General features: G+C 47.2%; 12 protein-coding genes, 1 tRNA gene and 2 pseudogenes. 3 read left to right on the plus strand and 12 right to left on the minus strand.

Going from position 1 to position 14,593, the window contains the following annotated elements:
- Window positions 1-61 precede the first annotated feature (61 nt).
- Together JCM11969_RS07095 and JCM11969_RS07100 are read right to left on the minus strand one after the other, a co-directional pair.
- Entirely contained in the window at window positions 62-754 is a 693-nt protein-coding gene (locus tag JCM11969_RS07095) for a sugar-binding transcriptional regulator (protein WP_054709832.1), read from the minus strand.
- Window positions 751-1,047, minus strand: coding sequence for an HVO_A0114 family putative DNA-binding protein (locus tag JCM11969_RS07100; protein WP_054709835.1), 297 nt, complete (start codon window positions 1,045-1,047; stop codon window positions 751-753). The genes JCM11969_RS07095 and JCM11969_RS07100 overlap by 4 nt, the downstream gene beginning before the upstream one ends.
- Before the next feature lie 301 nt (window positions 1,048-1,348).
- Here JCM11969_RS07100 and JCM11969_RS07105 point away from each other — a divergent pair.
- Window positions 1,349-1,419, plus strand: a tRNA-Arg gene (locus JCM11969_RS07105).
- 669 nt (window positions 1,420-2,088) lie between these two features.
- Window positions 2,089-2,682, plus strand: coding sequence for an ATP-dependent Clp endopeptidase proteolytic subunit ClpP (gene clpP, locus JCM11969_RS07110; RefSeq protein WP_054709838.1), 594 nt, complete (start codon window positions 2,089-2,091; stop codon window positions 2,680-2,682).
- 196 nt (window positions 2,683-2,878) lie between these two features.
- Here clpP and whiA read toward each other — a convergent pair whose 3' ends face one another.
- The 7 genes from whiA to JCM11969_RS07140 all read right to left on the minus strand — a co-directional run bounded on the left by whiA (window position 2,879) and on the right by JCM11969_RS07140 (window position 7,580).
- Window positions 2,879-3,817, minus strand: a complete 939-nt coding sequence (whiA, locus tag JCM11969_RS07115) for a DNA-binding protein WhiA (protein ID WP_054709840.1) — start codon at window positions 3,815-3,817, stop codon at window positions 2,879-2,881.
- A gap of 5 nt (window positions 3,818-3,822) precedes the next feature.
- On the minus strand, window positions 3,823-4,836 hold the full coding sequence (gene mgfK / locus JCM11969_RS07120; protein ID WP_054709844.1) for a gluconeogenesis morphogenetic factor MgfK: 1,014 nt from the start codon (window positions 4,834-4,836) through the stop codon (window positions 3,823-3,825).
- Entirely contained in the window at window positions 4,837-5,721 is an 885-nt protein-coding gene (rapZ, locus tag JCM11969_RS07125; protein WP_054709847.1) for an RNase adapter RapZ, read from the minus strand. It abuts the gene before it with no gap.
- A gap of 398 nt (window positions 5,722-6,119) precedes the next feature.
- Window positions 6,120-6,314, minus strand: a complete 195-nt coding sequence (locus tag JCM11969_RS18835; RefSeq protein WP_225353174.1) for a DUF308 domain-containing protein — start codon at window positions 6,312-6,314, stop codon at window positions 6,120-6,122.
- Between the two features lie 20 nt (window positions 6,315-6,334).
- A complete protein-coding gene (locus tag JCM11969_RS18840) occupies window positions 6,335-6,655 on the minus strand; it encodes a DUF308 domain-containing protein (RefSeq protein WP_225353175.1) in 321 nt (106 codons plus the stop codon).
- 107 nt (window positions 6,656-6,762) lie between these two features.
- Window positions 6,763-7,356, minus strand: coding sequence for a LysR substrate-binding domain-containing protein (locus JCM11969_RS07135; protein WP_054709850.1), 594 nt, complete (start codon window positions 7,354-7,356; stop codon window positions 6,763-6,765).
- Entirely contained in the window at window positions 7,338-7,580 is a 243-nt protein-coding gene (locus JCM11969_RS07140) for a LysR family transcriptional regulator (RefSeq protein ID WP_162231459.1), read from the minus strand. The genes JCM11969_RS07135 and JCM11969_RS07140 overlap by 19 nt, the downstream gene beginning before the upstream one ends.
- 139 nt (window positions 7,581-7,719) lie before the next feature.
- On the opposite strand from JCM11969_RS07140, the gene JCM11969_RS07145 reads away from it, so the two are divergent.
- The gene (locus JCM11969_RS07145; RefSeq protein WP_054709857.1) at window positions 7,720-8,724 is read left to right on the plus strand and encodes a YeiH family protein; all 1,005 of its coding nucleotides are present in this window, start codon (window positions 7,720-7,722) and stop codon (window positions 8,722-8,724) included.
- Between the two features lie 295 nt (window positions 8,725-9,019).
- Here JCM11969_RS07145 and uvrA read toward each other — a convergent pair.
- From uvrA to JCM11969_RS07160, 3 genes and pseudogenes are all read right to left on the minus strand, one after another.
- Window positions 9,020-11,871, minus strand: a pseudogene (uvrA, locus tag JCM11969_RS07150) (excinuclease ABC subunit UvrA).
- Between the two features lie 44 nt (window positions 11,872-11,915).
- Window positions 11,916-13,919: pseudogene (uvrB, locus tag JCM11969_RS07155) on the minus strand (excinuclease ABC subunit UvrB).
- A gap of 26 nt (window positions 13,920-13,945) precedes the next feature.
- The gene (locus JCM11969_RS07160; protein WP_054709860.1) at window positions 13,946-14,557 is read right to left on the minus strand and encodes a hypothetical protein; all 612 of its coding nucleotides are present in this window, start codon (window positions 14,555-14,557) and stop codon (window positions 13,946-13,948) included.
- Window positions 14,558-14,593: the final 36 nt, after the last annotated feature.

Raw genomic sequence — 14,593 nt, forward strand, 5'->3', positions numbered from 1 at the left:
GATTTCCTCCTTTAGGAAATAAAAAAATATATTTTAAGCAGTAATACCAGATAACATAGTATCACTTCTTTAAAATCGTGTCAGCAGTTCCCTCGTCAGTGACCAAAAAAGTTGGTGCTGGCGGGAGTTTGAAATAGGCCTCAATAGCGGCTGCCTTGGTGTGACCACCGGCAACTGCCACCACCAGATCCATTCTCTCAAGATCTGACATGGAAAGCCCGAGTTTGGGTACCTGGTACACAATTTGACCACTCTGGTCAAAAAAGTCACCAAACGCTTCACCAACGGCGTGTCGCTCCTGTAACGTTGCAATCACGTCAGCTGGCATTTGGCGCCGTTTTGCCATCGCCATCGCATCGCCCACACAGTGGAGCGCCACGTTCGCCTGATCAATGGTTGCTAACGTTTTAGCAATCATTGGTTCGGACCGCAGCGTTGCGTACGTGGATCCTGATGCCAGTTCTGGCAAGTACAGTGCCTGAAACGTACTATCCGTTCGTGCAGCCATTTTGGCACAAATGGTATTCGCCTGAATATCAGGCGACTCTCCCATGCCGCCGCGAGCCGGAACAAACGTTAACTGGCGTTGTTCCGAAAGCTCCTGCGTTAACGTTGACGCCACGGCCGCCATCGTCGTACCGCCCATGACAGCGACGATACTTGGTCCCAGTGGCATGTGGTGCTGCATTAACGTATTGGTAAGCTGTCCCATAGCTGTTTTGATCTCCGGCTGATCATTAGAATCCCCACTCACGATCCGGCAGCCCTCCAACCAAGTCGGGTCTGAAGTGCTTTTTCCTTCTTATGAATGCCAGTGAGATTTTGAATCAGCGGCAGCAACTGGTCAGCGGCACGCTCACCATCGGGCGTTAACACAACACCCTTAGATTGCATGGCCACCAATTGACTGCTCTCCAACGCCTCGAGGTCAGTCCGAACATTCCGTTCGGAGACACCCAGTTTTTCAGCGAGGAGCCGGCGACCAACCGGCTGCATCAAATGAATGGTTCGTAACAACGAGTAACGGTCGATTAGTTCCTGGGTCATTTTTGGTACGACCGCATTAACCCATCTCCACTCGATGTTCATCTTCTAACCAACTCTCTTATGTTGCTGGGACAGCAATTGTCCCAGCGATGCTTATTGTGACCCATTAAGGTCAAAAAACAATGGGTTCTCACCCACAAGTGCATTATAACAGGCACCCTGTCTCATTGCAATCGGTATGCCGGTAAAATATTGGTAAAGTTGTTTGACACGCAATTTTCAGAATATTTAGGTTTTACCCTTGTATTTTTATCCAATTTCAGTTATAGTAATTTAGTGTTCGAAAGGACATGAACGTGTTGCGCCCGTAGTGTAATGGATCGCACGTAAGATTCCGGTTCTTGAAATGGGGGTTCGATTCCTCCGGGCGCATAAGAGAACAAAGCGGTGCAAGGAAGCTAACCAGCTGGTTAGCTTCCTATTTTTTGCGTTGGGTTTCGCCAGTTGCCTCCCTCGTCAAAGGCAGATTTACAGTCTCAAGCTTATTTATTATTCAATTTACTAGCAGTCTTCCAGTTGAATATTCCCTTAGGTTTTAATTAGGTTGAGTCGTCAAGTTAATATAATCACAAATGGAAGTAATAAAAAAAGAAGTCTGTGAGCGGCAGGCTTTCTTTCAGAAAAGTGTGTTATAGCAATGCAATCAACATATAAAACATAAATTGATTATCCTTACGATGTGGTAATAATAACTGATTTTAAACGTTAAGTCAAGAGATTGCTATTGTTTTCACTAATTATTTTTTAATTTATCTGCCCACCTTGTCGATCTCGACAGTTATCCAATGAATTTCACTTATTTGTCTGATTAGCTGGCGAGCTCACACAGTAGCCTGACCAAAACTGGTCAGGCCACTAAGTAATCCAATGCCCGTCTCGCCTCGTTTTATGGTATTCTAGATGCAGCTGGTTTCATTCTGCTAACTAACGGTCACAAAAGTGAGGCCTTTTTGTTTGACCTTTTTTGACCATTGGGTTAAACTACAAATCAGTTAGCAAGATTAAACTAACAATACAGCGAAATAAGGAGGCTGCAAAGCTATGAACTTAGTCCCAACAGTTATTGAGCAGTCCAGCCGTGGCGAACGTGCTTACGACATCTACTCTCGCCTATTAAAGGACAGAATTATCATGCTCTCCGGTGCAATTGAAGACGACATGGCCAACGCCATCATCGCCCAACTTTTGTTCTTGGACGCGCAAGATTCAACGAAAGATATTTACCTTTACATTAACTCTCCTGGTGGTGTGGTTACCTCTGGGATGGCCATTTACGATACGATGAACTTCATCCAATCTGATGTTCAAACGATCGTTATGGGCATGGCTGCTTCAATGGCCAGTGTCTTGGCATCTTCAGGTACCAAGGGCAAGCGGTTTGCTTTGCCTCACTCACAAGTCTTGATTCACCAACCATCTGGTGGTGCTCAAGGCCAACAAACTGAAATTGAAATTGCAGCTACTGAAATCTTGAAGACTCGTAAATTGATCAACAAGATCTTAGCTGACAACTCCGGTCAACCAATTGAACGAATCAACGCTGACACTGAACGTGACCACTACTTATCCGCACAAGAATCTGTGGATTATGGTCTGATCGATGCCATCATGACCAGCTCAAAAGACCGTAAGTAAACGCACCTTTGCGAATCAGACATTTGTCTGGTTCGTTTTTTTGTGCGATTTTTAATCTGAATTCAAAAAAAGATGATCCAGCGCCTTGCTGGGTCATCTTTTTACTGGTTAATAATTTCTAAGGTTGCTGGCTTGTATCAGCTGGTGCAGCGCGGATGCGATTCCCTATTATGGTAACGCCGTCCTTCTCCACGTTCTAGATAGCTTCCGCCCCGCGCAAATTATCCGCATACTCATTGATTTTACGTAACCGATGATTGATACCAGATTTCGAAATGGCACCGCTTGGAATCATTGTGCTGAGTTCCTTAAGGCTGACTTCCTTGTTGGCTAACCGAACCTCTGCCACTTCGCGTAACTTCGGTGGCAACTGACCGAGACCAACCATCTCATCAATAAACTTGATGTTTTCAATCTGCTTACTTGACGCATTTGCGACCTTATCAAGGTTGGCGTTCTCGCAGTTGACTAACCGGTTGACCGAGTTACGCATGTCACGCATGATCCGAACGTCTTCGAACTTCAGCATGGCGCTTGTGGCCCCAATCAGGGACAGAAAGTCTGCGATACGCTCCCCCTCTTTTAGATAGGTGATAAACCCACCGCGACGAGCTGTTGTGCGCGCGTTTAGATCGTACTTGTTGATCATGTTCGCAATCATCTCGTTGTGCCCCTCATACAGAGAGTATATCTCGAGATGGTACCGGGACGTTTCGGGATTGTTAACCGACCCGCCTGCGAGAAAGGCCCCTCGTAAATAGGAGCGAACCTGGCCGTCGTTTTCAAATAAACTGGCTGGGACTTCTTCAATCAATTGGCCATCCTTAAAGATGCCAAGATCTTTCAGCACCATTTCAGAGCCGGCATTGACCCGCACGATGTACAGATTGTTTTTCTTTAGTTTCATTTTCCGCCGAACCAGCAGTTCGCTTTCCAGATCATAAAACTGTTTTAATAGCTGGTAAATGCGCCGCGCAATAGCGGGATTTTCCGTTTGAATATTTAAAACAAAATGGTGGTTGGCAAGTGACATTGCGCCGTTCATCCGAATCAGCGCAATCAGCTCAGCCTTCGCATTCTCCCGGTGGACTTCTAACGTTGTCAATTCTTTTTTGACATCACTGGCATATGACAATGGCGTTACCTCCCCTCGGCATTTCGTGAATCAACCTGCCCCAATAAATTCATGAGTTCGTTAACGACCAATTCGCCGTTATGAAAGGCCCCGTTGTCCCGCAACTCCAAAAAGTCGGCGGAAACGACTCGGCACCCCTGTTCACGTAACCCTTTAAAATCGTGATTGACCTGGCGCGACATTTCGTTCCAGCGCTGGTAATCAATATACTCATCGGGCACTTTTTGCGTGTTGACCAGCACCGTGTTGATGACGTTCTGCTGCAAATGGTCGTTGAGTACCCGGACGTGATCCGCATCCGTAAACTTCTCAGTTTCACCCTTTTGCGTCATGATGTTGCAGATATAAATGACCTCTGCAGGTGTCCGCCGAAGGGCATCCCCCACGTTACCGATCATTAAGTTCGGCAAAATACTGGTGAATAGGCTCCCAGGGCCAAGGACGATCTGGTCGGCCGTCATGATGGCATCGATAACCTCTTGAACAGCTTCCGGCTCCTCACCGTCCTTATTACTGGGCGTGACCCAGACGTGTTTGATCAGTTTATGGGCGGCCGTTATTTCAGACTCTCCCGTCAGCGTAGTCCCGTCAGAAAACTCTGCGTTGAGTTCAAGCGGCTCGTTGGCGGCTGGATAAATATGGCCGTCGACCTTCATGATTGCGGATAATTCCTGGACCGCACCAAAGATACCGCTGCGCATTTCTGACAAAGCTGCAATGATCAGGTTACCGATGGCATGACCCGCAAAGAATTGGTCCTTGCTATCAAACCGATATTGGAACAGATCTAGTTCCAATTTTGGTAACCCCGATAGTGCCACGATGACGTTTCGAATATCGCCAGGCGGCACCACGTTTACGTAGTTGCGAATAATTCCGGATGAGCCGCCATCATCCGCGACAGTGACGACCGCGGTAATGTCGACATCCTGGTCCTTAAGGTTGCGTAAGATGACGGGCAAGCCTGTCCCACCACCCATAACAACGATCTTGGGCCGACGACGTTCCTCATTTCTCATTTAGTGTGAGTCCTTTCGTTTTTCAATATCACGGTGGGTCACATGAACGGGATATTGTTCCCCGAGATCATTGCCCAGTCGTTCTGCTAACGCCACAGAACGGTGCTGACCACCTGTACAGCCGATGGCAACAGTTAAATTCGTTTTACCTTCACGTTTGTATCCGGGAAGGGTGGTCTGCAACAGTCCTAAAAATTGCTGATAGAACTGCTCAGTCTCTGGTTGTTCCATGACGTAATCGTAGACCGGTTTATCCTTCCCTGTTTGCGGCCGCAATTCTGGCAGGTAGTACGGGTTTGGCAGGAACCGGACGTCCATCACAATATCGGCATCGATCGGCAATCCGTATTTAAAGCCAAACGACATGAGTTCAATATGAAAGGTCTCCGTGTCTCCCGTCTCAAAACTATGGAAAATCTCTTCCCGTAAATTACGCGGCGTCAACTTGGATGTATTTAACACAAGCTGCGCAGCCTGCTTTAATGGCGCCAGCAGTTTCCGCTCCGCCTTGATACCATCGACCACCCGACCATTGCGGGCCAGCGGATGGGAGCGCCGGGTCTCCTTGTAGCGCGAAACCAGGGTCTCGTCGTCAGCTTCAAGGAAAACGACCTGGCCTAAATCAGATAGCGTCAGGTCGGCAATATCCTTCGTCATTTGCATGATTTCATCGTAAAAGGCCCGTGACCGCAGATCGATCACTACTGCAACTTTTTTGATGTTACCGGATTCTTGAACGAGTTCCCAGAACTTCGTCATTAACGACGGCGGCATGTTATCGATACAAAAGTACCCTAAATCTTCAAAAGCTTGCATGGCGACGGTTTTGCCGGCACCGCTCATCCCTGAAATAATGACGAGTTGAATTTTTTCATTATCAGTCATGGCATTCTCCCATCATTTGTCTGTCTACACTAAGACTTACAGTGTAACATACCTGGTGTGTCATTTACAATGGGGGGCCGGGTGTGCGAAGAGTGTGGAGCAAGGCGTTTTGAGGGCTACTGCGTAAGCAAAAGTGAGTTCTATTGTGGCCTGACTTTTTAACCAGAGTCGCTTATTAAACACCTATCTCCCCTACACAACACGGTCACCGTAAATACCAGGAAGCATACAACTAAAAAAACTAGCAAATTCAAGAAAACGATTTTTGACCGAGCCTTAATCTGAAATCAAAAAAGAATCCCTACGATATTAAGAGACTAATATCATAGAGATTCTTTTTCTAGTCAACACTGCGGAAGCGAGTTCCTGGTAGTGAGACCTAATTCATTTAACTGAAATTATCGCCGTGCAAAAGCTAATACAACAGCGTTGATCCCAAAAATAACCAGGTAGAACGCAATCATCCAGGTCAACGAGAACGCCGCCACAATTGGATTTACCAACAGCAAGATTCCGACGAGCAACGATAGGATATCCAAAAGCATGGACACCCAGTAATAGCCGGTACCAAACTGGCGTAGATGACCGATCACCAACAACCGTTCAATCGAATCTAGATGAACCAGAACGTAAACAGATAGCCAATGGTCATAATGCCGCTGGTTGGCTTGATGATAAATAATAGTCCGATCAGAAGGTCAATAATACCAATGACCAGTGCAAAGATTGCGACGTTACCAACTAACTCTCGCAACTTCGAAAAACCTGAGATCGTGGTTAACCCACTAATAATGGCAACAAAGCCAAAGACAACGGCCAATGCCGTAATGCCAATATTTGGTTCGAATACTAGGACCAGGGCCGCCAGAATGAATAAGATACCCGTAATTAATTCATGCCAGTCAAAACCCCATTTAGGACGCATACTAAACATGACACTCACCTCGTTTTCTTCCCTATTCTAAATCCATCATACCGATTTAAAAGCGCTAACACAAGCGATGTTGCAAGCATTGCGATGAATTTTTAATAAACCAACAATCAGTTAGAATCTGGTGATTTAAGTGTGGCCTCGATCAGGTCTCTCAGGCGACGCAACGTTGTGTTAGGCTGTTGTTCAAGGCCAATCAGATAAAAGTGCCGGTGATATTTCGCCCCAATTTCTGCAGATGGCACCCCAGCTGGCACTAACGCTTTAGCAAATATCGTTTCCCCGATCCCCGCCTGCAACAGCCCCATAATACTCTGGTTGGTATCAACTACCAGTGTATGGGTCGGTGTAATGCCCTGTTCACGCAGATAAGCATCCGTATAGTGCCGAACTCCGGAACCCGCCTCACGCAACAACCACAAATCTGTCGTGGGGTCGCCCGCCAACACCAGTTGATCGCCAGGCAACTCGGTCTGACGAACAGCATCTGCGAGCATGGGCTTTTCAATCAAACCATAAGCGAGTTCATGGGAAACAATCCCGTTTAGAACGGCCTCTGAATTCATCGTTCGCACCTCAAATTGATATTCACTATGCGGTAAAAGTTGCTGCATCAGCATCGGCATCACGGTCACGGCCGTCGTTTGTGAAAACCCGATCGGTGCTGGCATCTGAGGATGTTCACTCAGTTGTTTGATTGCCATGAAAGTCTGTTGCCACTCTTCATCGAGCCGCTTATAGGCAGGTAAAGCTGATCCGCAGCTGGTGTGGGTTGAACCTGTCGCCGCCCATTACGGACAAATAGCGTCATGTCTAAGGTCTGTTCCAATCGATTGATCTGCACCGAAACGCTGGGCTGAGAAATAAATAACTGTTTTGCGGCCACGGAAAAATTTCGCGTCTCATACACGGTCATAAATGTTTGCACGTCTCGCTCCATACACGCTCGCCTTTCTATTAAAGTTCTTAATAGTTTATATTATAAATCAGTATTTCATTAATCACAACAATCCCGGTATACTAACGAAGTGTCTTAGAGAGAACTTACTATTGAGGGAGAGATTGATATGAAGCCTGTACGTGCCGTACTACCGGGTTTTGGATTAAGTTTTTTAATTGCAACTATTAGTCAGTGGGTCAACGCTGACCTCATTAAGGGGATTGGTGCGCCAACCGTGGCGTTGCTGATTGGTGTCCTGCTTGGCAACACAGTTATTCGTCAGCCGATGTGGTACAGTGGAACTGCCTGGTCGGAAAAACGCCTTTTAGAATATTCCGTGATGCTGCTGGGTGCCACCATTACATTTCAAACGATTCAGCAATTAAAATTAGGCGGGATCGCGTTTATTTTATTACAGATGACGATTACGATCGGCTTCGCACTCATTTTGGGTAAACGACTCCATTTTTCTGAAGGGATGACCCTAATGATGGCAGGTGGCAACGCCGTTTGCGGCTCATCAGCCATTGCTGCTATTGCCCCAACCATCGAGGCCAAAGACGATGATAAACGACTCGCCATCACCCTTGTTAATCTCATGGGGACTGTGCTAATGCTCACCCTGCCCCTTATCAGCCTGTTAGCCTTTCACCACAGTAATTTTCTCCGTGGCGCCCTAATTGGTGGTACCGTGCAATCCGTTGGTCAAGTGATTGCCAGCGCCACAATGGTCAATCAGGAAACAACGACCTTTGCAACACTGTTTAAGATTTTGCGAATCATCATGTTGATCGCCGTTGTTCTGATTTTCAGTCAAATTCACCGGCATCACCAGCCCGCTGACCAACAGTCGGTCAGTATGGTGGATAGCGCAAAACGGGCATTACCCTGGTACGTGGTCGGTTTTATCGTCCTCTGTGCGCTTAATTCTTGGTTGACGTTTGCGCCAATCATCTCAAGTGGTGCCCATTCGTTGAGCAGTTGGTGCGAAATCACCGCACTAGCAGCGATTGGGTTGCGATTGAATTTTGCGGCATTTATCAAGGCTGGACGGAAACTCGCCTACTTTGGTGGCGGCGTTTTGATTGTTCAGGTTGTGAGTGCGGTTGTTTTGATTTCTGTTCTCTTGTAATAAAAAAGTCTGAGACGATAACGAGGTGCGTTATTGCTCAGACTTTTTGTTTTTTATTTTGCGTTATACAACAAGCATGCAGTGCGCTAGACAGATGGGGACCCCCACCTTAGCAAACTCTGGCGGTGATTCCACAGCTTAGACTCAGCTTTTATGCTTCAGAGAGTTTCTGGCAACTGCTTTCTTGGCCACTCTGCTGAAACGCGTTCAGCAGGGCAAGGGGCTACTGTGTAACGGACTCTGAGCCAAAAGTCAAAACCAGACTTTTAGCTCAGAGTCCGTTACACTCCGCCCCTTAAGCGCCCTGCTTCACGCTCTTTGCCCTTTCCTTATCCCTTTCCAAAATCGGTCCAAGATACTGCCCCGTATAACTTCCCGGAGCTGCTGCAATCTCTTCTGGGGTTCCCGTTGCGACCACTTGGCCGCCACCATCGCCGCCCTCTGGTCCAAGGTCGATCAGGTGATCAGCCGTCTTGATGACGTCGAGGTTATGTTCGATGATCAACACCGTGTTCCCGTTATCGACTAAGCGATGCAAGACATCCAACAAGCGTTTGATATCATCCACGTGCAGACCAGTGGTTGGTTCATCTAGAATGTAGAAGTTTTGGCCATTGGCCTTCTTCTGCAATTCAGACGCCAGCTTCATCCGTTGCGCTTCACCACCAGACAACGTTGTCGCTGATTGACCGAGTGACACATAGCCTAACCCAACATCATGAATCGTCTGCAACTTCCGAGTGATCTTTGGGATTGCACTAAAGAACTCCAATGCTTGATCCACTGTCATATCAAGGACTTCGGCAATGTTCTTACCCTTATATTCCACTTCTAGGGTTTCAGAATTATAGCGTTTACCATGACAAACTTCACACGGCACGTACACGTCAGGCAAGAAGTTCATTTCGATTTTCAAGATACCATCGCCATGACAGGCTTCACAACGGCCACCCTTGATGTTAAAACTGAACCGGCCTTGCTGATAGCCACGTAGCTTGGCCTCGCTCGTTTGCGCAAACAGTCCGCGAATGTCGTTAAACACACCCGTGTAAGTGGCTGGGTTACTGCGTGGTGTCCGACCAATTGGACTTTGGTCAATGTTAATCACTTTTTCAATATTCTTGATCCCAGAAACCGACTTATACTTCCCCGGTTTCTCGGAGTTACGATTGATTTTTTGTGCCAGCACCCGTTTTAGAATGGTGTTCACCAGCGTTGACTTACCAGAGCCTGAAACCCCGGTGACCACCACAAATTCACCCAGTGGAAAATCAACGTCAATGTCTTTGAGGTTATTTTCCGCTGCGCCCTTGATCGTGATCTTCTTACCGTTGCCTTTGCCCCGGGTCTCCGGAACCGGAATAAATTTCTTTCCGGATAAATATTGACCAGTAAGTGATTTCTTAGTTCGAATCACCTGTTTAGGCGTGCCAGCAGCCATCACTTCACCACCGTGCTCACCGGCGCCAGGGCCAATGTCGATCAGATAATCGGCGGCTTCATGGTGTCTTCATCATGTTCAACGACAATTAGGGTATTGCCAAGGTCACGCATCTTCTTCAATGAAGCAATCAATCGGTCATTATCACGTTGATGTAACCCAATCGACGGTTCATCCAGAATGTAGAGCACCCCAGAAAGGTTTGACCCGATTTGAGTGGCCAACCGAATTCGTTGCGCCTCACCACCAGACAGCGTTCGCGCTGCCCGACTCAACGTCAAATAATCCAACCCAACGTTTTCCAAGAAGGTTAACCGGTCACGAATTTCTTTCAAGATCGGTTGTGCGATGGTCTGATCCTGATCACTAAACTGCAGTTGGTCAAAGAATGGCAGTTCTTCTCCAATGGCAAAGTCAGAAACTTCACCAATGTGCTTGCCGCCAATTTTAACCGCCAGCGCCTTCCGGTTTAACCGGTAGCCGTGACACGTTTGACAGGTTAACTCACGGAAATATTGCTGCATCTGTCCTTGAGTGAAGTCGGTTCCATTGTGGTAACGACGGTCGACGTTGTTAATGACACCTTCAAACGGGGTATCGGTCTCCCGAACACCACCGAAATCACTGTTCAATTCAAAATGCATGACCTTTGATGAGCCGTATAACACAAAGTGCTGGTCATCCTTGGACAAGTCCTTCCATGGCGTATCCATGTCGATATCAGCTTGGGCACACGCCTGAGCTAACATATCAGGATAATACTTAGAGCTGGATGGGTTCCAAGGCGCAACGGCCCCTTCACTCAACGTCTTCGTATCGTCTGGAATAATCAGGTCAGGATCGATTTCAAGTTTCATCCCCAGCCCATCACAGTCTGGGCAGGCACCAAATGGCGCGTTAAACGAGAACAGGCGCGGTTCCAATTCACCAACAGTAAAGCCGCAAATTGGACAAGCGTAGTGTTCTGAAAATAAAATGGGCTCGCCATCGATTAAATCAGCGACAGCGTATCCGCCGCTTAATCGTAATGCTGCTTCAAAGGAATCGAAAAGTCGTGACCGAATACCGTCCTTAACAACGATCCGGTCAACCACGATATCAATTGAATGCATCTGATTCTTATTCAGGTCAAGCTCCTCATCAACATCATGGACTTCACCATCGATTCGAACGCGTACAAACCCTTCACGCTTGATCTTATCGAAGACTTTCTTGTGCTGACCCTTCTTTTCACGCACGATGGGTGACAGAATCTGCAACTTTGTCCGTTCAGGCAACGAGAGAACTTTATCGACCATCTGTTCCACTGTCTGACTCGTAATTTCGGTCCCGTCGTTTGGACAAATTGGGGTCCCGACCCGAGCCCACAGCAACCGCAAATAGTCATTGATTTCAGTCACCGTTCCCACGGTTGACCGGGGGTTCTTTGACGTTGTTTTTTGGTCAATAGAAATCGCCGGTGACAACCCGTCGATCGAGTCAACATCAGGCTTATCCATTTGACCCAAGAATTGCCGCGCATAGGCAGACAATGATTGGACATACCGGCGCTGTCCCTCGGCATACAACGTATCAAAGGCCAAGGAACTCTTGCCTGACCCTGATAGTCCCGTCACAACGACTAGTTTGTTTTTGGGAATTTTAACATCAATGTTTTTCAAATTGTGCGCTCGGGCACCATGAATCTCAATATAATCGTTTGCCAAATGGCGAATCCTCCTCCGGCATCAATAGTCACCTGAATGTCTCACTAAGCATCCATTTCTGCTTTTAATTCTAGTACGGTATCACGCAATGTTGCTGCGTGTTCGAAGTCCAACTTCTTGGCTGCCGACCGCATTTCATCTTCTAGTCGGGCAATCATTGCCTTTTGGTCCTTGCTGCTCATCGCATCAAAGTCACTTTCAACAAAGTCGTCCTTTTCACCGCTGTGTTCATCCGTCTTCGTCACACTGATCAAATCACGAATTTCCTTCTTGATCGTCTGTGGTGTGATCCCATGTTCTTCATTATATTTCTGTTGAATTTCACGCCGACGGGCCGTTTCATCCATCGCTTTTTGCATGGAATCGGTAATCGCGTCTGCATACATAATAACGGACCCATGCACGTTACGGGCAGCGCGACCCATAGTTTGGATCAGTGACCGTTCGTTACGCAGGAAACCTTCCTTATCTGCATCAAGAATGGCGACAAGTGACACTTCGGGCACATCGATTCCTTCACGTAACAGGTTGATCCCCACCAAAACGTCATACTTACCTAACCGAAGATCACGCAAGATTTGCGTCCGTTCAAGTGTCTTGATATCACTGTGCAGATACGCGACCTTGATACCGAGATCTTTCAGGTAATCGGTCAGATCTTCAGCCATCTTCTTGGTCAGTGTTGTCACAAATGTCCGCTCGTTAGCATCGATCCGCTTATTGATCTCACCAACCAGATCATCCATCTGACCCATAATTGGCCGGACTTCAACCGTTGGATCGAGTAAGCCAGTTGGCCGAATGATCTGTTCAACAACATCCTTCGTCTGATCCATTTCGTAATCACCAGGAGTCGCGGACATATAGATCACTTGGTTGACGTGCTTCTCGAATTCATTTAATTTTAACGGTCGGTTATCCAATGCGCTTGGCAACCGGAAACCATAATCGACCAGCTGTTGTTTCCGTGACCGGTCACCCTTATACATCCCACGGACCTGCGGCATCGTCACGTGTGATTCGTCCACGATCAGCAAAAAGTCCTTTGGGAAGAAGTCGAGCAGCGTAAACGGCGGCTCACCAGGTTTACGACCATCCATAAAGCGCGAATAGTTTTCAATGCCGTTGGTGTACCCCATTTCCCGCAGCATTTCAATGTCGTAGGTCGTCCGTTGCTTGAGACGTTGCGCCTCCAGTAACTTACCATCGCCTTCCAGAACACCCAACCGGTCATCCAGTTCGTCTGAAATGCCTTGAATGGCGTGGTCCATAATATCATCATTCGTCATAAAGTGGGTCGCGGGGAAAATGGCCACGTGGTCGCGGTCACCAATGATCTCTCCCGTAAGCATCCACTTCTCGAATCCGATCAATTTCGTCACCGAAGAATTCGACCCGCAGCGCACGTTCATCCCGTGATGCTGGGAAGATTTCAACAACGTCACCATGGACACGGAACCGGCCCCGTTGAAAATCAATATCGTTCCGTTCAAATTGAATGTCAACCAGCTTACGCATCAGATCATTACGTTCAATTTCTTGACCCACACGCAATGAAACGGTGTGGTTCTTGTACTCGCTTGGATCCCCTAACCCAAAGATCGAAGACACAGAAGCCACCACGATCACATCATTACGCTCCAGCAAGGAACTCGTGGCTGAATGTCGCAACTTATCGATCTCATCGTTGACTGAAGAATCCTTTTCAATGTAGGTATCACTTGAGGGCACGTAGGCTTCCGGTTGGTAATAATCATAGTAACTCACGAAATACTCCACCGCGTTGTTCGGTAAGAATTCCTTAAATTCGCCGTAAAGTTGACCCACCAACGTTTTGTTGTGTGACAGGATCAGGGTCGGCTTATTGACATTTTTGATCACGTTTGAGATCGTAAAAGTCTTCCCAGTCCCAGTGGCACCTAAAAGGATCTGAGCCTTTTTGCCGGCTTCAACGCCCTTGGTCAATTCATCAATGGCGTGCGGCTGATCACCAGTTGGCTGGTATTCTGATACCAGGTCGAACTTCGATCTTCTTGACGTTCAATCATATCCTAAATCCCCCTTTTTTAAACACTCAAAAGTAGGAAAGCAACTGCCTTCCTACGCAATGCTTGTCTATTCTAACATACCGAACATAGTTTCGCCACCAATGACGTTTACGATAATTGACGTTGATAAATGACAACGTCAACACTACTGCCGGCCAGCGGTGCTTGGTCTCAGAAACAGCTTCAAACTTTAAAGCCTCGTAAAATTTCTGATCAGTCACATCTCGTTTTGGCAAGATCAGCTGGACCGTTTGAGTTGCCAGCTGACGTAGCGTTTTTAAGACTTGTGCCAGTAACGTTGTCTTTTGTGCATCGCTCACTGTCTGAGGGTCGGTGAGATATTGGCCTATCCAAACAATTTTGGGTCCCGGGTAATCGATCATCAAATCTAAACTGGCCACCAGCTTATCGTGGTCAAAGAAGCCCAGATAGTATTTTTGATTCGCCTTCGCCTGAGTCGCCACGCTATCCAAATCAGCAACTGCTTCCTGGTGGGTCAAATGATGGTCCATAAACAAACTAAAGAACGCTTGATTTGCTTTTTGCAACGCGTAGATCTGCGCGTCGTTTTCGTGGGTCAATTCCCGAACCTGGTAGACCACCTGTTGATTCAATGTTTCTGCTAACTGAGCTGCCATTAGAACGCCTCATTTCGTTTTATCTTTCTTACATAT

Origin of the sequence: Secundilactobacillus paracollinoides DSM 15502 = JCM 11969, from assembly GCF_001311135.1 — a bacterium.
GTDB classification, from domain to species: Bacteria; Bacillota; Bacilli; order Lactobacillales; family Lactobacillaceae; genus Secundilactobacillus; species Secundilactobacillus paracollinoides.